Source organism: Psychrobacter maritimus (genome assembly GCF_029953575.1).
In the GTDB taxonomy this organism is placed as follows: domain Bacteria; phylum Pseudomonadota; class Gammaproteobacteria; order Pseudomonadales; family Moraxellaceae; genus Psychrobacter; species Psychrobacter maritimus.
Genome location: NZ_CP124526.1, coordinates 3,076,075 through 3,095,359 on the forward strand (window position 1 = coordinate 3,076,075; position 19,285 = coordinate 3,095,359).

Annotated in this window: 19 protein-coding genes; 11 read left to right on the forward strand and 8 right to left on the reverse strand. The window is 44.4% G+C overall.

Annotated features, from left to right (window positions below; translation table 11 throughout):
- Positions 1-67: 67 nt before the first annotated feature.
- Positions 68-1,540, reverse strand: a complete 1,473-nt coding sequence (locus tag QJS82_RS13165; protein ID WP_201619605.1) for an ATP-binding protein — start codon at positions 1,538-1,540, stop codon at positions 68-70.
- Positions 1,541-1,826: 286 nt separating this feature from the next.
- Here QJS82_RS13165 and rpsP point away from each other — a divergent pair, with 286 nt between their 5' ends.
- From rpsP to rplS, 4 genes are all read left to right on the forward strand, one after another.
- Positions 1,827-2,096 carry a 30S ribosomal protein S16 gene (gene rpsP, locus QJS82_RS13170; RefSeq protein ID WP_010197931.1) on the forward strand — a complete coding sequence of 90 codons (270 nt, stop codon included), beginning with the start codon at positions 1,827-1,829 and terminating at the stop codon, positions 2,094-2,096.
- Between the two features lie 180 nt (positions 2,097-2,276).
- Complete coding sequence (rimM, locus tag QJS82_RS13175) at positions 2,277-2,810, forward strand: ribosome maturation factor RimM (protein WP_201563669.1); 534 nt, start codon at positions 2,277-2,279, stop codon at positions 2,808-2,810.
- A gap of 147 nt (positions 2,811-2,957) precedes the next feature.
- On the forward strand, positions 2,958-3,728 hold the full coding sequence (gene trmD, locus QJS82_RS13180) for a tRNA (guanosine(37)-N1)-methyltransferase TrmD (protein WP_201619606.1): 771 nt from the start codon (positions 2,958-2,960) through the stop codon (positions 3,726-3,728).
- 199 nt (positions 3,729-3,927) lie between these two features.
- Positions 3,928-4,320 carry a 50S ribosomal protein L19 gene (gene rplS, locus QJS82_RS13185; protein ID WP_191690714.1) on the forward strand — a complete coding sequence of 131 codons (393 nt, stop codon included), beginning with the start codon at positions 3,928-3,930 and terminating at the stop codon, positions 4,318-4,320.
- A 230-nt stretch (positions 4,321-4,550) separates the two neighbouring features.
- On the opposite strand, the gene QJS82_RS13190 is transcribed toward rplS, so the two are convergent.
- On the reverse strand, positions 4,551-5,108 hold the full coding sequence (locus QJS82_RS13190; protein ID WP_201619607.1) for a DUF4442 domain-containing protein: 558 nt from the start codon (positions 5,106-5,108) through the stop codon (positions 4,551-4,553).
- A 444-nt stretch (positions 5,109-5,552) separates the two neighbouring features.
- On the opposite strand from QJS82_RS13190, the gene QJS82_RS13195 reads away from it, so the two are divergent.
- Both QJS82_RS13195 and uvrC read left to right on the forward strand, forming a co-directional pair.
- On the forward strand, positions 5,553-7,073 hold the full coding sequence (locus QJS82_RS13195) for a DUF3360 family protein (protein ID WP_281490779.1): 1,521 nt from the start codon (positions 5,553-5,555) through the stop codon (positions 7,071-7,073).
- A gap of 149 nt (positions 7,074-7,222) precedes the next feature.
- Positions 7,223-9,067: an excinuclease ABC subunit UvrC gene (gene uvrC / locus QJS82_RS13200; protein WP_281490780.1), complete on the forward strand. Its 1,845-nt coding sequence runs from the start codon at positions 7,223-7,225 to the stop codon at positions 9,065-9,067.
- Between the two features lie 86 nt (positions 9,068-9,153).
- On the opposite strand, the gene QJS82_RS13205 is transcribed toward uvrC, so the two are convergent.
- From QJS82_RS13205 to lgt, 4 genes are all read right to left on the reverse strand, one after another.
- The gene (locus QJS82_RS13205; protein ID WP_281490781.1) at positions 9,154-9,288 is read right to left on the reverse strand and encodes a hypothetical protein; all 135 of its coding nucleotides are present in this window, start codon (positions 9,286-9,288) and stop codon (positions 9,154-9,156) included.
- Positions 9,289-9,564: 276 nt separating this feature from the next.
- Positions 9,565-10,134, reverse strand: coding sequence for a dihydrofolate reductase (locus tag QJS82_RS13210; RefSeq protein WP_281490782.1), 570 nt, complete (start codon positions 10,132-10,134; stop codon positions 9,565-9,567).
- Between the two features lie 44 nt (positions 10,135-10,178).
- Positions 10,179-11,051 (reverse strand): thymidylate synthase, encoded by an 873-nt coding sequence (locus QJS82_RS13215; RefSeq protein ID WP_281490783.1) that lies wholly within the window; start codon positions 11,049-11,051, stop codon positions 10,179-10,181.
- Between the two features lie 112 nt (positions 11,052-11,163).
- Positions 11,164-12,048: a prolipoprotein diacylglyceryl transferase gene (gene lgt / locus QJS82_RS13220; RefSeq protein ID WP_201563655.1), complete on the reverse strand. Its 885-nt coding sequence runs from the start codon at positions 12,046-12,048 to the stop codon at positions 11,164-11,166.
- Positions 12,049-12,203: 155 nt separating this feature from the next.
- Between lgt and QJS82_RS13225 the strand changes: the two genes are divergently transcribed.
- From QJS82_RS13225 to QJS82_RS13235, 3 genes are all read left to right on the forward strand, one after another.
- A complete protein-coding gene (locus tag QJS82_RS13225) occupies positions 12,204-13,808 on the forward strand; it encodes a DUF4139 domain-containing protein (RefSeq protein ID WP_281490784.1) in 1,605 nt (534 codons plus the stop codon).
- Positions 13,809-14,006: 198 nt separating this feature from the next.
- Complete coding sequence (locus QJS82_RS13230; protein WP_281490785.1) at positions 14,007-14,819, forward strand: NRDE family protein; 813 nt, start codon at positions 14,007-14,009, stop codon at positions 14,817-14,819.
- A 214-nt stretch (positions 14,820-15,033) separates the two neighbouring features.
- Positions 15,034-16,128, forward strand: coding sequence for an NAD(P)-dependent alcohol dehydrogenase (locus tag QJS82_RS13235; protein WP_281490786.1), 1,095 nt, complete (start codon positions 15,034-15,036; stop codon positions 16,126-16,128).
- An 85-nt stretch (positions 16,129-16,213) separates the two neighbouring features.
- Here the strand turns inward: QJS82_RS13235 and QJS82_RS13240 are convergent, their stop codons facing one another.
- Positions 16,214-16,735 (reverse strand): RNA pyrophosphohydrolase, encoded by a 522-nt coding sequence (locus QJS82_RS13240; protein WP_068403735.1) that lies wholly within the window; start codon positions 16,733-16,735, stop codon positions 16,214-16,216.
- A gap of 549 nt (positions 16,736-17,284) precedes the next feature.
- Here QJS82_RS13240 and QJS82_RS13245 point away from each other — a divergent pair.
- Both QJS82_RS13245 and QJS82_RS13250 read left to right on the forward strand, forming a co-directional pair.
- Positions 17,285-17,698 carry an OsmC family protein gene (locus QJS82_RS13245; protein ID WP_055125345.1) on the forward strand — a complete coding sequence of 138 codons (414 nt, stop codon included), beginning with the start codon at positions 17,285-17,287 and terminating at the stop codon, positions 17,696-17,698.
- Between the two features lie 14 nt (positions 17,699-17,712).
- Positions 17,713-18,138, forward strand: coding sequence for an MAPEG family protein (locus QJS82_RS13250; RefSeq protein WP_201619617.1), 426 nt, complete (start codon positions 17,713-17,715; stop codon positions 18,136-18,138).
- A gap of 77 nt (positions 18,139-18,215) precedes the next feature.
- On the opposite strand, the gene QJS82_RS13255 is transcribed toward QJS82_RS13250, so the two are convergent.
- Positions 18,216-19,247: a tRNA dihydrouridine synthase gene (locus tag QJS82_RS13255; protein ID WP_281490787.1), complete on the reverse strand. Its 1,032-nt coding sequence runs from the start codon at positions 19,245-19,247 to the stop codon at positions 18,216-18,218.
- Positions 19,248-19,285 lie beyond the last annotated feature (38 nt).

Below are 19,285 nucleotides of genomic sequence, written 5' to 3' on the forward strand. Positions count from 1 at the left end.
CACAATGAATAGCTATTAACCAAACTTTGGCTGTGATGTCATTATTGTTTATCTACAAATCATTTATCTACAAATCATTTATATTATCATCAGGGATCGATGATTTGTCGTTTTCAACATCTAATGGCGGCTCACCTGCCACTTTAGAGATGAGTGGGATACGCACACAAACTTGTAGCCCGCCATCTGGATGATTAATCGCCTCAACCGTCCCATGATGCAAGCGCGCAATACGGTCGACAATCGCCAGACCAAGCCCGCTACCTTGCGTGGTACGCGCTGATTCGCCGCGCTCAAACGGTTGCATGACACGCTCTAACTGGTCTTCTGCGACCCCATCGCCACAGTCGCGCACACATATCACCAATTGCTCTTTTGCTTCTTTATTGACCTCGTTTTCAGTCACCACATCGCTGTCTTCTATCTCAGCCGTCTCTATAAAGGTCGGTACGACGGTCGCTGATAAATAAATCGGTGCTTTGCCGTAACGCTTGGCATTATTGACCAAATTGATAACCAAACGTTTAATTGACATCGGCCGTATAGGAACCACTTTGTGACATTCAGACTGGTAAATGAATTCCAGCGGCGCAAATTGCACCATGATTTCATTAAAGATGGTATCTAAATTGGTCAGGCGTACCGGTTCATCAGAACCGTCTTTCATAAATGAAATAAACTGCTCTAAAATCGCATCCATATCCTCAATATCGTAAATCAAACCTTCACGGAAAAAATCATCAGGCAGCATCTCAGCGGTCAAGCGCATACGCGTTAGCGGTGTGCGCAAATCGTGCGAGATACCGGCCAGCATAATCGTCCGCTCTTTTTGCGCTTGATTCAGAGTGGTAAATAAACGGTTGAAGGCCATATTAACTTGGCGTATTTCAGTCGGTCCGTTATGGGTCGGTAATGTAGTGGCATGACCCAAGCGAATATAGTTGGTTGCTGCGCGCTGTAAATACCGTAGCGGACGATTTAATTGCCGTGCCAATAAAATAATAGTCAGCAAGGTCAAAACAGGCAGGCCTCCTAAGAATAACCATAGTAGCGCAGGGCTATATTGCGAGTAATATACCACTGGTTCGCGAATCCAAAAGCTGGTATCACGGCTGTCTTGCACCCACAGCTGCGGCGTTGGTTTAAACTTAAAATACACCTCAACTGGACGCCCTAACTGCGCGCCAATTTCGCGTTGCAGCACATCGGTAAACACGCCAACAAAGGCTTTATCTTCTATCGTCGGAAAGTCGCTAGGATTATTGACCACCACCACGTGTGAGTGCTGATAAATCCATTGCCGCACGGCAGGGTTATGTTTCCAATCTTGGTTAACGCTGTTCATTAAGCGTAATTCGCTGGTCAGATAGCGCGCATGGTTTTTAAGCTCGGGTAAATACAGACTACGCCAAAAAAACGAAATCGATACCCCGACACTGATGATGACAATAAACGCCACCATTAAGGTGGTCAGCCAAGTGTTGGAGTATGAGCGGGCAAGCCGACCTTTGCGCCGAGGTTGCGATTTTGGTGTGGTCATAAGAGTCCAAGTTGTGCGGTTTGATAGTAGGGTTTGGTCTTAGCGTTCGCTTGTAGGATAGCATAATCAAATAATGCGGTTGTTGGCTTTACCGATAGAATTAGTAGCCAATTTAATAGGGTCAAGCCCAATAAATAGACCACGAATTATGAATTATGTTTTACATGCATGGCTATTTAAGCTATTGTTAATAAATAATTAAATAAGCACAGTTTATGTTTTCAATAAAACAAGACTGTGCTATAATTATGCCCTTTTTGGTATACCTGCGAAAGAGAGAATTCACATGGTTGTTATTCGTTTAGCACGGGGCGGTGCCAAGAAACGCCCATTTTATCAAGTAGTTGTTGCTGATCAACGCCGCGCGCGTGACGGTCGCTACATTGAAAACATCGGCTTTTTTAACCCACTCGCTAAAGAGTCTGAAGAAGCAGTACGCCTAAACATGGAAGCGTACAATGCGTGGATCGCTAAAGGTGCACAACCTTCAGATCGCGTTGCTTCATTAGCAAAAGCTTATAACAAGTCTGTAGCTCAAACTGAAGCAACTGCTTAAGTTTTGGCTACTAAGTACTGATAGCGTGATGTTTGCGTTTATTAGTCGGCTTTAGAAAACATAGCGTAACTGGTCTGACCAGGGTGCGCCATTAACTGTTTATTACTTTTGATTGCGTTTATCGCTTTTGATTGAACTGTATTCAGCATTGCTGTTTTAATCATCGTTAGGTTAGCCGTTATGTCATCTGTTCCAAACGCTAGTGCACTTATGAAAATCGGTCAGCTAAAAAAGCCTTATGGCATTAAAGGCTGGCTGTGGGTATTTAGCGATACGGATGATCGTACGGCAATATTTGACATGCAGCCTTGGTGGATGAAAACTGCTACTGGCATGAAGCCTTTGACCGTAAAGGCTTGGCGTGAGCAAGGGACAGGTATTGTCGCTCAATTTGAGCAAATCCCTGACCGTAACCTTGCTGAGACCATGAATGGGGTAACCCTTTGGGTCGAACAAAACGTTTTGCCAGAAACAGCGGAAGACGAATATTATTGGTCGGATTTGGTCAGCTTGCGCGTGATAAACGAGCAAGATGAGTATCTAGGCAATATCACTGAAATGTTTGAAACCGGTGCCCATGACATCATGCGCGTAACGGCAAATTCAGACAGTTTAGATAAAGAAGAGCGCCTGATACCTTGGCATAAGCAAACAGTGATTGAAGTCAATATGACTGAAAAAACCGTGCTTGTGGCATGGCCAAGTGATTATTAATAATAAGTGATTATTAATCAGTAATGGTTAATAAGGTCCTATTAAGACAAGCTGTAGTGAGATAAGTTTCGGCTTTATCATTAAAAACTGTTAATAGTCGCACCGATTTATTTAGCCACTGTTATCCCTTGTGCAAGTAGACATCAGATGTATTTTGCAGTGATTAGTATTTTCCCTGAAATGTTTGCCACGATTCGTGAGTTTGGAATCACGGGACGGGCAGTCACTCAGGAGCAAGTCACGATTGAATGCATCAACCCGCGTGATTATACCACTGATAATTATCGCCGTATTGATGAGCGCCCGTATGGCGGCGGTCCTGGCATGGTGATGATGGCTGAGCCATTATCCCAAGCGATTGAGGATGCCCGCCTACGAGCCAGTCAACATGGCTGCCGTGTCGATAGTGAGCATTGTCCGGTGATATATATGTCACCACAAGGCAAAACGCTCAGCGAGAGTAGTGTGGTCAGTATGACTGAGTATGACGGCATGATTTTATTATGCGGTCGTTACGAAGGTATTGATGAGCGCTTACTGTCGCAGTATGTCGACATGGAGATATCGCTCGGTGATTATGTCTTAACGGGTGGCGAGCTACCAGCCATGGTACTGATGGATAGTGTGATACGTCGTCTGCCTGATATCATGGGTGATGATAAGTCAGCTGAGCAAGACTCGTTTGTCGATGGCTTGCTTGATTGTCCACATTATACTAAGCCGCATGAGTTTGCTGGTATGGCGGTTCCTGAAGTATTGCTTTCAGGACATCATGCCAATATCGCTAAGTGGCGCTTTAGCCAACAGGTCAGTCGCACGCAAGCGCGGCGTCCCGATTTATGGCAAGCGTTTACCCCAACGGTAGAGCAAGCAAAGTGGCTCAAAGCATTGGCTAAAGCAGATAAAAAGCCACGTTAATAGCGGTTAAAAACATAAACAGTTAAGCAATAAAATTTTGAGCAGTAATAAAACGAGTCATAGCATAATGGCCGTTTGTCATAACCCATTTACGTTGTAGCTATTATTAATTCAAGATATTAATAACAGCTATGATTAATTATTACAAACAGGTGATATGCGTCAAGCCTCTATTATCTAATGTGAGGAGATAACTCTCATGAGCAACAAGCATCCATTGGTTCAGGTCATCGAAAATGCTCAATTGATTGAGCGCCCAAGCTTTGCACCCGGCGATACCGTTGTGGTTCAAGTAAAAGTACGTGAAGGTGAGCGTGAGCGTTTACAGGCTTTTGAAGGCGTTGTAATTGCTAAGCGTAACCGCGGTCTAAACTCAGCATTTACCGTTCGTAAAATTTCAAGCGGTGTTGGTGTTGAGCGTGCATTCCAATTGCATTCACCAATCATTGATAGCATTGAAGTGAAACGCCGTGGCGCAGTTCGCCGTGCGAAACTATACTACTTACGTGAGCGCTCTGGTAAATCAGCACGTATCCGCGAAAAGTTGGTTGCTCGTGCTCCTAAAGCGGCTCAGAAGAAAACTGACGCTTAGACTGTACCGAGTATCTGATTTTAAGCATCGCGCTTAAAATTACTTATATGATTCAGCCGTCTATTGTACAGCTGCATTATGAAGTAAAAGTAGATACAAGCCCTTATTCATAGGTTTATTTATAAATAAGCGGGCCATACCAAAAAAGACAAAACCCCAATCTGTGCGCATGCCAGATTGGGGTTTTTGTATGTGGGGCTTTATTTTAATTGAACGCTTTAAGCTTAACGTTAGCTTTCAAGGTTGTCTATACGGTTGGTTTGGTCTTTAGATTTGCTGTACTTACGCAGTCGAATATAAAGGGTCTTAGTCACAGTCGCGATGACTTTTTGTTGTTCATCGACGATATCGACCTTATATTCACGAAATACCGGCTCACCTTCTTTAGCCAATTCTTGAATAGTAATAATCTCAGCGCTAGGGATTTTCATGCGCGCGGTGACTTTGCTATTGCCAGGGGCGATAAATTCAATATGTGAGCTTTTATCCCAAACCACGTAGCTGCTACCGAGTTGGTGCATCAGCATCAGCATATAAAATGGATCAACCATCGAATATAGACTGCCACCAAACTGGGTGCCGACGATATTCTTATTTAAGCTATTTAGCCCCATGTTGACCACGCATAAACCTTGGTCTAGGTTGATATACTCAATCTTGATACCGGCACCGATGTAGGGTGCATAAGTGTTGATACGCAATTTAAGCAAATAAGGGGTGAGTAATGGCATGATGTTTTTTTTGGCATTACGTTTCAGCGTTTCAAGATTTTTAGGCAGTAAACTCATCAATATTTCCTATTGGCTTTTCCGGTTTTGCTAATCTTATCGTATGGATTTTTTTATCGTATAGGTTGTTTTTATTGTATGCAGTCAACCTTGACCGCCGTGCTTGCTGCTTTTAAATGCGAGCTATCAAGCAATGGGCGATAAAAAGATATTTATCATAGTGAAAAACACCTAAGCTCACCAGCTTTAAAGCGTAACAAGCGCAAAATGACCATGATACCGCTTATCGTTTCCGTGGATTCATTACATTTTTATAAGTGTTACCTGCTAAGCCATAATAAATACTTTTCATAACGATACGTATGGTATCTTTTCATATATAAAGCCTCGCATTATCCTTGCCTATGCCTTACAATAGCCGCAATTTTGTTTTGGGCAGCGTCATATTTACCCGCTCTTAGGGTAGTAGCGCCGCTCAAACCTCAGTCGACATAAGGAAATGTGATGAGTGGTACACAGCTTCCCGCCTCAGGGTCCAACCCGCAGCAATCAATCCCTTCTGATAGTGATTTGCAAGACAGCTATGTAGACTTACATAAGCCCAATTCTAGTTTTAAAAATCGTAACGCCTATCTCAATCATGAATTGCAAATCATGCAGCCGAAACGCTGGCGTCCAAACTTGCCGTTCCGTGATTATCGTTTTGAGTATGAAGATACGATTCCAGCGATGGCGGCGACCATTGGTAAAGTGGTGATGGTAGGTGCTATTGCGGCAACCTTTGCAGGTCCTCTTGGTTTAGGTGATGCTTTTGTCCTAGAAAACGTCCGCTATGAGCTGCTCATCGTGGCGTTTTTTGTCATTTTATTCTCAGGCTTTTTGCTGCCGACCGCCAACCTTGCTGGTACGCATGGTCCACTGATTCCGCTGATTCCTATCGTCGTTGCCGCTGGTGGACACCCGATGGCCTTTGGTCTGCTTATCGGTGCTTTTGGCTTGTTACTGGCCATCAGTAAAGGAGGTAGTCTGCTGGCAAACTTGACCAGTAAAGGCGTGTGCGGTGGCTTGCTCCTGTATCTGGGCTTTATTGGTACCATCTCGCAAGTCAAAAACCTATTTGCTTGGGCAGAAGGTATCGGCATGGCGCATATTGCCTTTGTGGTCATTTTACTGACGATTATATTGTATGCGGTGTTAGAAAACTTCCAAAAGCGCTGGCTTGCGGTGCCGTTAAGCTGTCTGTTAGGTGGCGGGGTTGCCTTTGCGATGGGTGCACCCTTTGCCTTTGAAACGGCACCGGGTTTACCGCACATGAACCCTATGTATTGGTGGGGTGAAGATACCGGTTGGATGCTCGGATTGCCAACCATTGAAAGCTTCGTTGTGGTGTTACCCTTTGCGGTGTTAGCCGTCGCCATGTGGTCGCCAGACTTTTTAGGTCATCAAGTTTTTCAAAAAATCAGCTATCCAAAACGCACTGAGCGCGTGCTGATGGATATCGATGATACCATGACCAGTGCATCTATTCGTCAGGTGGCAGGCTCTTTATTGGGCGGCGCGAACTTTGCATCGTCATGGGGCACGTATATTGTACCCGCGGCGATTGCCAAACGTCCTATTCCAGCCGGTGCGGTATTAACGGCGCTGTTTTGTATTATTGCAGGCGTTTGGGGTTATCCAATGGATTTGGCCATTTGGGAACCGGTGATGTGTGTGGCGCTGATTGTTGGTGTCTTTATCCCATTGCTTGAAGCAGGGATGGAGATGACACGCGAGGGTAAAACCACTCAGTCTGCTGCTATTGTTGTCTTTGCCTCAGCCTTGGTAAATCCAGCCTTTGGTTGGTCCATTACCCTAGTACTGGATAATTTAGGCTTAATTGGCTCGAAAGAGCGCAGTGCCAATCTGACTAAAATGAGCCGCTGGATTATCCCTGTGGTCACGTTTGTGATATTAACTGGAGTTATGGCAATCGTCGGTATGTTGCCAGGTATTCCAGCACTATTACCAAATTTCCGTCACTAGTCGCCTTGTAGAGATATTTTTTCTGTAAAAAGTCAGCCTTGGTGCTGGCTTTTTTTATGGTTGTTGCTAAGCTGATAAAGGTTCTTGTAAAACGCTTACTATCGCCCCATAAATAGCTATATATCAGTATCTTGAGAGCAGTAAATTCTATGGTTAATGTCTCAGCATCGAGTCCCGTCGACGATAAAAAAGCCCGTCTTAAGCATTTGATTCAGCGCCTGCCAAATTTGCCAGGGGTATATAAAATGCTCGGTAAAAATGGCGATATTCTTTATGTTGGTAAAGCCAAATCGCTTAAAAGTCGCGTCAACAGCTACTTTGCTAAGACTATTGACCACCCAAAGACGCGAGCGTTAGTCGCGCGGATTCATAATATCGAAACCATTATTACCCGTAGTGAAACCGAAGCGCTGCTGCTCGAGCAAAATCTGATTAAAGAACACCGTCCGCCTTATAACGTGCTACTACGTGATGATAAATCTTACCTTTATGTGTTTATCTCAGCGGATAAACCTTATCCAAGATTGGCTTATGGGCGCGGCAAAGGCAATCACCAAAAAGGCCGGTTTTTTGGTCCTTTCCCATCGGCGCATGCAGCAAAAGAGACGCTGGTGCTCATGCAAAAAATGTTTCAGATGCGCCAATGTACCAATACCTTTTTTAAACAACGTAAGCGCCCATGCCTTGAGTATCAGATTAAGCGTTGCCGTGCGCCCTGTGTTGGTTTGGTGTCGCCAGAAGAATATAGCGAGGACGTCAATAATACCATTCGTTTCCTAAAAGGCGATTCTAGCGATATCCATAATACGCTGATTGAAAAAATGGAAGGCGCGGCTGAAGTGTTAGATTTTGAAAAGGCGGTCTTTTATCGTGATCAGCTGTCTATGCTGCGCGAAGTCCAAGCAAAGCAAGCTGTTTATACCGTACAAGGTGAGGCAGATGTAATAGCTATTGCCAGCCAAGCAGGCATGACCTGTGTCAATGTATTGACGGTGCGTGGCGGGCGCGTGCTCGGTGGTAAGAACTATTTCCCTGATGTTGATAGCAGTGAGCCGCTTGCTGATAATTTATCTGCGTTTATTACCTCATTTTATTTTCAGGTAACCGATGACTTGCCAGCAGAAATTATACTCAGTCATGAGCTACCCGATCAGACGGCAGTTAGTGAAGCACTGGCAACGCATTTTGGCAGCAAGGTTGTTATTAAAACCAACGTCCGTGAGCACCGCGCTGAGTGGTTAGACTTGGCAAAACTTAATACCAATAATGCACTAAAAACCAAACTTGGTGATTATTTAGAATTGCATGCCCGCTTTGGCGCGCTTAAAGAGGTGCTAGCAGAGGTTACTGATCGAACTATTGACCGTATCGAGTGTTTTGATATCTCGCATACCATGGGTGAGGCGACCATCGGTAGCTGCGTGGTCTTTGACCAAGGTGGCTCGCGCCGCCGTGATTATCGCCAATATGCGATTCATGATATTGTCGGCGGTGATGACTATGCGGCGATGAAGCAAGTGCTAACGCGGCGTTATAAAAAGCAGCCATTGCCTGATTTATTGCTGATTGATGGTGGTAAAGGTCAGCTCAGTATGGCAAAAGAAGTACTGGTAGAGTTGGGTGTTTTAGGCGATACCTTGCTTATCGGTGTGGCAAAGGGCGAGGGGCGTAAGGCTGGGCTTGAGGTATTGCATTTCCTTGACCACGAGCCGCTTGATTTACCGATGGATAGTAAGGCGCTGCATTTATTGATGCATATTCGCGATGAAGCGCATCGTTTTGCCATTACTGCGCACCGTAAAAAGCGTGATAAGCGCCGTTCTTCATCAGTGCTAGAGGTTATACCGGGGCTGGGTGAAAAGCGTCGTCGTGACTTGCTTAATCACTTTGGTGGTATGCAGCAATTGCTTGGCGCGTCACAGCAAGAGCTGGCTGGCGTGCAGGGAATTGGTCCGATATTGGCGAAAACTGTTTATAAAGTGCTGCATGAATAAGTGGATTTTCATAAAAAAATGACAACAGCCTAAGACTGTTGTCATTTTAAAATTAATAATATTGGACAGTTAAGATTTTCTAATCGTTAGAAATCAAAACTTAACTGTTGGTTTGGGTAGCTGCGACAGTGCTCGCAAACGCGCTCCCAGCGATTAAAACGATAGCGCAAATACCAACGAACATGCACAGCTTTAGGATAACGACAATATACTTTCGTCATTTACTTCTCCATATTTGTTATGAAAATTTCACAACTATGGAGACGTAGACAAATATTAGCATTTGCTATTAATGGCATTTACTATAAAATATATAAACCGTCCAAGGTAAAATAAACTTTATTAGTAAGCTAACATTGGAGTCTAGCTCCACAGTTGTCTTGTCTAAAAGTTTTTTAAGCTCAGCAATTAATTTTGCTGGGCTTTTTTAGTTTTCCATATTTGGTCTCTCCTTTTTATTAATATTTCATGACTGATTAATGTCATATTAAGTGACATTAGCCTTCTTCTCTTTTATAAGTCACAAACTTAAAATCTAGCCCACTTTTCTCATCGTGAACTTGCTCAGATTCTGCTGCGACTACAAACTCATTTGGCAGCTCAGGATAAAAGGCATCGCCATCCGTAATGTCAGTATCGACATGCGTCAGCTCGACACGGTCGGTATACATCATCGCTTCTTTAAACACGCGCTCGCCGCCGATGACCCAAATGGTATCAAGGTGCGCACCATGAGCCAAACTTGCTGCTTGGGTGAGTGCATCGTCTAAATTATGCATCACATAAGCTTTTTCGCTACCGACCAAGCCACTTTGCTCAGCATAATCTAATTGGCTGGTGATGATAAAACTGATACGTTTTGGCAGTGGTCGGCTGCCCATCGACTCAAAAGTTTTACGACCCATGATGACGATACCTTGTATTGCGCCATCGCTTTGCTTGGTCGTCATGCTTTTAAAATGCTGCAAGTCAGCTGAGATATACCACGGCAGCTCATTTCCTTTGCCGATACAGCGATTGCTACTGATAGCCGCAATCTGGGCAACTTCGGTATTGGCATAACTCATAACATATCCTTTTTATTGTTTTTTAACATTCAAGCGATAAAAACTTAGACGGCAACCTTGGCTTTAATGGCAGGATGCGACTCATAACCATCGACGCTGATATCATCATAGTTAAAGGCAAAAATATCGGTCACATCAGGATTCAGGGTCAAAGTTGGCAAGCTATAAAGCTCACGTGTCAGTTGCAGCTCAACTTGCTCGCGATGGTTTTGGTAAATATGACAATCGCCACCCGTCCAGACAAATTCACCAACTTCTAAACCACACACTTGCGCCACCATATGGGTAAGCAAGGCGTAGCTGGCGATATTAAATGGCACACCTAGGAATAAATCCGCTGAGCGTTGATAAAGCTGGCATGACAGTTTATTTTCAGCCACAAAAAACTGAAATAAGGTATGACAAGGCGGCAAGGCAACTTGCTCCGCTTCAGCGGGATTCCAACCAGAAACGATTAAACGGCGCGAGTTGGGGTTGTTCTTAATTTGCTCAATAACTTGGGTAATTTGATCGACGCCATCGTTCTCATAGCTGCCATCTTCCCGCTTGGTCGCGCCATAATTGCGCCATTGATGACCATAGATAGGACCGAGGTCGCCCGCTGGACGGTTAAAGCGCGCGGTTTGCTCAGCGGTCGCCCATTCGTTCCAGATGCGCACGTTATTTTCTTGTAAATAATCGACGTGGGTGCTGCCACTTAAAAACCAAAATAGCTCATAAACGATGGATTTAAAATGGACTTTTTTGGTGGTTAATAAGGGAAATCCATCGGCTAAGTCAAAACGTAGCTGCGCACCAAAGTGACTCAGCGTACCGGTGCCAGTACGATCGCCTTTTTCAGTGCCATGAGTAAGGACGTGTTGTAGCAAGTCTAAATAGGCCTGCTCATTTTTACTGTTATGGTAATGACTGCTCATAAAATTGCTCTTTTACGCTGTGAAAACGTCTCTTTAATTTAGTTCCCAAGAATATAGTTCTTAAAATAATGCTTAATATAGCTTTTAATAGGGTAGTTGTTGCTAAGTGGCCTTAATAAGCTGACTGCTTACCCCAATCATAAATACCGCGTTTATAAGCGTAAATCAACATGATTAAGCCTGCGATAATCATCGGTGCGCTTAAGAGTTGCCCTTTGGTCATCCAGCCTAATAAGATAAAGCCTTGGTCAGCGTCGGGCTGACGGAAGAATTCAATGATAAAGCGGCTGATACCGTAGCCCAATAAGAAGACCGCGGATGCTGCCATCCGTGGGCGCGGTTTTGATGAATACCACCATAAAAAGATAAATAGTAGCAAACCTTCGGCAAAGGCTTCGTATAGCTGCGATGGATGACGCGGAAGTAAATACTGTCCATTTACCTCAAGCATTAATTCTTGTAGCTCAGGATTGCTCTGTAATTGCTCCATATCAAAGGCAGCGGCTTGCGGGAAATAAGTCAGCCAGTTGTAGCCACCGTCTGAGACGCGCCCCCATAGCTCACCATTGATATAGTTACCGATGCGACCGAATAATAAGCCCGTCGGCACGCAAGGCACGATAAAATCGAACACTTGAAAGGCAGTCTTTTTATATTTACGAGCAAAGAACCACATGCCTAGCATGACGCCGATAAAACCACCGTGGAAAGACATACCGCCTTCCCAAACTCGTAGCAAATACGCAGGGTTTTGTAAAAGCTCGCCGAACTGATAAAACAGCACATAGCCGATACGACCGCCTAAAATGACGCCAAGCGCCCCATAAAAGACCAAATCAGAGACCATATCGGTGGTCCAATTGTCACGTTTGGTGCTGCGATACCAAGCAAGACCATAAGCGGCAGCAAAGGCCAACAGATACATTAAGCCATACCAGTGCACTTCTACTGGTCCCAAAGATAGCGCTACGGGATCATACTGAGGGTGAATCATCATAAGAGCATCATATTATTGATAATGGAATGTAGCTCATAATAGCAAAATTCATCCGTTGCGAATACTGTGATAAGTGAATGGTTAATTGAATGGATAGCAAAGCGTTGCAAAAACCGATAAGATGAAAAAAGCGCTTCAATTTCTAAGGAACCCTTATGCAGCCATATTTATCGAAACTATCCTTGCTAGGCGTAGTAGCATCAGGCCTAGCGCTGTGGGTTCCTGTAAATGCACAAGCAGCGATAAGCAATATTGATAACATTACCATTTATCAAGGTTTAGCTAGCGTGACGCGTTCCTTACCAATCAATGGCAATGGCGAGCAGACGCTGGTTTTTTCTTGCTTATCGCCGACTATTGATCCAGAGAGTATCAGCGTTCAAGCATTGGGCAATGTCAATGTTGGCGAAGTCAGTATCGAAACCTTGAGCGCTGAGCAAGCGGCACAATGTCAATATGGCCAATATCAAGGCGACACTAAAATACAGAGCCAAAAAAACAATCTCACCGATATCAGCGCTGAATTAGAAGCGGCACGTTTAACCAAAGCCTATTTGCAAAACCTTACTAAAGTGACGCAAATCAATACGGCTGGTACTCTTGCGAATAATGCCCGCGATTTAGAAACGCAAGCGGCAAGTATTAATAAAAGGATAGTCGAGCTACAACAGCGAGAAGCGCAAGCGAAAGATGCGCTCAATCAGCTGCTAGCGGGCAGTACCACCTCGAAACAGAATAGTGTGACCCAAGTCAGTGTACGCACTGCCAGTCGCACGCCAAGCACCGTGAAACTGCATTATCAAGTGCGCGGTGCCAGTCGGGAGCCGACTTATCAAGCGCGCTTAAATACCGATAGTAATCAGCTGAATATCACCGCTTCTGCCATTATCGCCCAACAAACCGGCGAGAACTGGAGCAACGTGCCCGTTATTTTAAGCACCGTTAATCCCAATCAAACGACGATCAGCCAGTTGCCAAGAGTTGAGCGCTTGTCGTTATATGAGGAAGAGCAGGCTAAGTTAAGCCGTTATGCGCCACCAATGATGGAAGCAGCGCCAGTGGTCGTGTCTGCAAGAGACAATTATGGCGGCGGTGCAGATGACATGCCACCGCTACCGAGCTTTAGCGTCAGCAGTCAAAATAAAAATGGCATCACCGAATATCGATTGCCGCAGCGTGTGAGTATTCCTAGTGACGGCAGACGCGTACGCACGGTCATTGATGAGCAATCTGGCACCAGTAAGCTTTGGCTACGTAGCACGCCAAGTGCCGAGACCGCCGCTTATTGGTATGCATCCGCGCCATTTTTGACACCTGCTTGGGCTGATGGCTCGTTGCAGTTATACCGCGACGATAACTATGTTGGACAGTCGCGCTACAATTATCAAAACCTAAAAGAGCAGGGTATAGGTTTTGGTATTGACCCAAGTTTACTGGTGAAGCAGCTGACCGATGAGAATAAACAAGGCGATAAGGGCGTATTTAACCGTCAACAAACCAAAACCATCACCCAAGCTTATCAGTTTACCAATCAGCACAATCGTAGCGTGCGCTTGCAAGTGTTAAGCGCTGAGCCGGTTAACAGTGATGACAGCATTAAAGTCACTGCGGCGCACACGCCAGCTATTAGCCAAAAAGACTGGAATGATAATAAAGGCATGGTCGCTTGGGAGTTTGATTTACCAAGTAAACAAGCGCAAGTCGTGCAATCGACGTATCAAATCAGCTACCCTGCCGATAAAAAATTAAGCACGAATTAATGTTAAACCAGAACCATATAATTGACTCAATTTAAAAAGAATACAGTGCTAATGGGAGTGCTGCTGGGATAAATTTTGTGAAGCCTCTGGAGTGCGAAGCACACAGCAAGCGAGAAAATTTTATCCCAGCAGAACGCTATTTTGAACGACCCTCTTTTATATTGAAACACCACCTAATAATCTTATAAAAGGAAAACTATGTGTATTGTCGCCATTGCTTGGCAGTTATTTGATGAGCTGCCTTTGGTCTTATTGTCCAATCGTGATGAGTTTTTGCAGCGTCCGACAGAGCCGCTCCATCAGTGGGCGGATAAGCCTGTTTATGCAGGGCGTGATAAGCAAAGTGGCGGCACGTGGCTTGGCATACATCAAGAGCCATATGGCAATTTTTACGAGCAAAATGGTCGCTGGGCGGCGGTATTAAACTTTCGAGATGGCGTGCAAGCAAGTAATGACGAACGTTCACGCGGTGCATTGGTCACCGATTTCTTGACCAGTACGCTAAGCCCGATGGACTTTGCTCGGCAAATTAGCCTGCAAGATTACGCAGGCTTCAATCTTATTATTGGTGATGCGGCGCAAGCGGTGATTGTCAATAATCGTGGTCATGCGCCAACCGCCTTACACTCGGGGCTGCATGTATTCTCGAACGGTCAGCCTGAGGAAGAGTGGTTTAAGACTGAGAGGTTACGTGGCCGTTTAAGACAGGAAGTATTGCCTTTGATTGCTGAAAATAGCGCTCCTGAATATTGGCAAGAAGCGGCGTTTGCAGTGATGTCTGATAAAACGTCAGCGCCAGAAAATAAATTACCCGAAACAGGTGTCGCTAAGCAGATTGAGCGAGCACTATCTTCTATTTATATCGAGCCCATTGCTTTGTTTAGCATGGATGTAACCGTCCCGACATACGGTACTCGAATCCAAAGTATTCTGACTTTAAATCAATCTCCAAGTCCTATCGATGCCGAACCTATCTTACGTGCTCAACTACAGAGTCGAGAATATGAGTAATTTATATATTGTCATTTTACTATGACTTATGGCTAGGCTTTTCTAGTTATTATTTAAGCCTTATTGCAGAGATAATTGTAAATCCACAATATATTTAGGGATTTACCTGTTAATAGTGACTCTGATGACATAAACTGGATATATAGGTCATTTAAGCGCCATTAATAATGCCTACCATCCTCTAATCAGAGGTCAGTTTAACAAGGAGTACGATATGACTATGATGAAATCATTAATATTCGTTGAGCCAGGTAAAATTGAAATTGTTGATAAGAAAATTCCTGATGTCGGCCCGAACGATGCTTTATTAAAAATTACCACTACGACGATTTGTGGTACCGATATTCATATTTTTAAAGGTGAGTATGCTGTTGCAAAAGGATTGACAATTGGGCATGAACCGGTAGGGATTATTGAAAAGCTAGGTAGTGCAGTGATGGGTTATAAAGAAGGGCAACGAGTCATCGCTGGCGCGATTTGTCCAACATTTACCTCTTATGCTAGCCAAGATGGCTTCCCCTCACAAGATGGTGGCTATCTTGATGCCGATGGCAAATGCTCTTGTCATGGTTATAAAGCGACCGGCGGTTGGCGCTTTGGTAATCACATTGATGGTACGCAAGCAGAGTATGTGCTAGTGCCCGATGCACAGGCCAATCTATGTCCAGTGCCAGATGGATTGACGGATGAGCAAGTGCTGATGTGTCCTGACATTATGTCAACAGGCTTCAAGGGGGCAGAAAACGCTAATATTCAGATCGGTGATGTTGTCGCTATCTTTGCACAGGGGCCTATTGGCTTATGTGCTACTGCTGGGGCAAGGCTCAAAGGTGCGTCACTGATTATCGCTGTTGATGGTAACAATCAGCGTCTAGCGATGGCGAAGAAATTAGGAGCGGACATTACGCTTAATTTCACAGAAGTTGAGGTGGTTGATGAAATCATGAAAATCACTGGTGGGCGTGGTGTCGATAGTAGTATCGAAGCATTAGGTTTGCAAGCTACCTTTAATCAATGCATCAAGATATTAAAACCGGGTGGAACTTTTTCAAGTCTTGGCGTTTATTCTGAGGATTTAGTCATTCCAATAGCGAATTTCGCTGCTGGTCTTGGCGATCACACGATTCGTACGGCACTTTGTCCAGGTGGTAAGGAACGCATGCGTCGTTTGCTGAATGTCATTGAGTCAGGTCGTGTGGATCTATCAGAGATGGTGACACATACTTATGCGCTAGACGATATTGTAGAAGCATATGATTTATTTATGCATCAGCGTGATGGGGTCTTAAAAATTGCTATCAAACTATAATTTTAGCAATTATAAATACGAAAAAGCCTGTATCGAGTGTTACAGGCTTTTTCGTATTTACTACTAAAACAATAAATCCAACTATTTATTCTACCAACAAATGGTTGTTTTGTTCTGGAATAATCAGTTCTTGTTTAAGCGGTAGTTCGCGCACCAATTCTTGCAAGGCGCGACGATATACCCCACGTTTAAAATGAATCACTTGTCCGAGTGGATACCAGTAGCTGACCCATTGCCAATGGTCAAATTCTGGTTTACCCTCATCAAAGCGGATATGTTGAGTATTCGGCTCATCTAAGCGCAGCAAAAACCATTTTTGTTTTTGCCCAATACACAAAGGATACTGCCCATGACGCACATAGCGTTTCGGCAGGCGGTAGCGCAACCAATCTTGCGTGACCGCCAGTAAATCCACGTGACGCGGATGTAAGCCGACCTCCTCCCAGAGCTCGCGATACATCGCATCCATCGGCGTCTCCCCGCGGTCGATGCCGCCTTGAGGGAACTGCCAAGCGTTGTGACCAATACGTTTTGCCCACAGAACTTGCCCTTGTGTATTTGCCAAGATGATGCCGACATTGGCGCGAAAGCCGTCTGCATCTATCATGACTAAACCCTTTTAAATTGTTTAAAAATAGCTTATTTCAACAAGGTACAGTGACAGCAATCATAATTATTATAGGGTGACTGTTATCGATACCATGGCAAAATAAGATTCATTACCGTTATTAAACCAAGAAACAACCCAAATGTGTAACAGTATTTTGCTATAAAATGTTTCACAAGATTAATGCTTTAAAATCAGTGGGTTATAATTAGACTTTTGTAAGTTTTTTATGATGGATCTTATAAGAGTAATAAGTTTGAATAATATTATCGTGATAAATACTTAACAATCAGATTCAGGGTGAAATGGTGATTTCTAAAAGACATGCGCTGAAACGGTTTATAAAAGGTAAACAAGGATATGGCTTTATAAATCTGGTTTTGGCTTATGCTACACTAGTAAAAGACCTTATTTTTCCAAAAGACATTGTTCTTCAAAAAATAAGAAACCGCTACTATTCAAATTAAAAACCATGTCAAATTAAAAATCATGTGAAGTAAGAAGCATGCGCATTCAAAATCGTAGCAATTAAAACAAGGAATATTTAAGATGTCAGAGTCAAAAGCAAGCGTTACGTGGCAAGAAAATAAAGCCTTTATGGGTGTGTCACCATCAGGACATAACGTCCAAATCGATGCCGATAAAGAAAAAGGCGCAAGTCCAATGGAGCTGATTTTATTAGGGCTTGGTGGCTGTGCAAGCTATGACGTGGTTGCAATTTTACAAAAGTCGCGCCAAGAAGTGACAGACGTACGCTGTGAGCTGACCGCGCAGCGTGCCGAAACCGTGCCAGCCGTTTATACTGACATTCATATGCATTTTGTGGTGACCGGACAAGATGTCAAAGAAAGCCAGGTAGAAAAGGCAATCAAACTGTCTGCAGAAAAATACTGCTCAGCCAGTAGGATGCTAGTACAGGGCGGCGTCAATGTGACTCACGATTTTGAAGTCATTGCAGGATAGGGAAGATTATACTAATGAGTCTATTCTTTGGGTTGATTCCCGATAGCGCAGCGTCAGGTATTTGGGCAATGGTGGTGGCAAGTTTGCTGCCCCTAGTGATGGCGCTGACGGCAAAAGCAATTGGCGGCTTTAATTTGGCTGACAATGCCCATCCGCGTGATTTCTTACAAGGGACGACGGGAGCTGCGGCGCGGGCTAATGCCGCCCAGCAAAACAGCTATGAGACCTTGCCTATATTTTTGGCGGCAGTATTGGTTGCGATGCTGTTTTTTGTACCGCAATTAATTATTAATACCATCGCTTGGCTTTATGTGCTGATTCGTATTGGTTTTTGCGTGGCCTATATTACCAATTTGGCTACCTTTCGCTCTATTCTTTGGACGCTATCGATGGCCTGCTCATTGATGTTATTTTATTTAGCGATTCGGGTTAGTATGTAAGCCGATTAGCCTGAGCGCGCTGTTGTAAAACGCGCACTTTTAGCAATAGAGTATGTTATCAATAAGGTAGTGATTCATTAAGCAACGCTTGCTTGTAGCGCCTTGATAATCACTGCTTTATTTTTTTCTCGCTTGATAACGTCCCATACTGTTTTCGCCTCGCTATAGCCTTTGGTCAGCATCGCTAACCACTGTTTATAACGACCGACTAAAACCACATCGCTTTTCGCCGCCCCCTCTAAAAACTTAATCTGATGGGTAATTAAATCTTGCCATGCTAAAGCTGTCAGCGTTTTTGTATCGTTATTATCGGCATCAATTTCGGCAATCAAGTCGGGACGGGTAACGGCTCCGCGACCAAGCATCAGATGCGTCGTACCAGACTGCGCCATACAGTTTTGCGCCTGCTCACTATTCCAAATCTCGCCATTGGCAATCACTGGAATATCTAAGGTATTAAAATTCTGAATTTTATCCCAATAAGCCGGCGGCTTATAGCCTTGGGTCTTGGTACGTGCGTGAATGGTTAGCCAATCGGCGCCGCTCGCAGCAATGGCAGCTTTGATATCATCCATGCGATTGGTGTCGGTATAGCCCAAGCGAATTTTTGCTGATACGGGAAGATGAGCAGGAACCGCTTGGCGTACGGCGCTGATAATCTCATACATCACTTCAGGCTCATCAAGTAGTACTGAACCACCGCGATGGCTATTGACCGTTTTAGCCGGACAACCAAAGTTAATATCAATCGCCGGCGCACCAAGCTCACAAGTGTAAGCGGCATTTTCTGCCATCAGTTGCGCTTCGCTACCGAGTAGCTGTATATGAATCGGCGTACCGGATGCGGTTTTGGCATCATGATGGAGTTCTGGCACGTATTTATAAAAAACGTGTGCTGGCAATACATGCTGAGTGACGCGAATAAATTCACTGACCGACCAATCATAAGGGCGCCCCAAGTCTGACGCAATTTGGGTTAGGATTTGGCGCATTAATGGATCGGTTAAGCCTTCCATAGGCGCAAGCAAACGAACGGGATTGGCAAACAAGCGCTGAATAGTGTGTTGGCGCTCTTGTAGTGCTTGAGATAAAGATGGAGTGTTATTCATGGTTGGTAAGCTATTATTGTAAATTGAGGTCGGCAAAG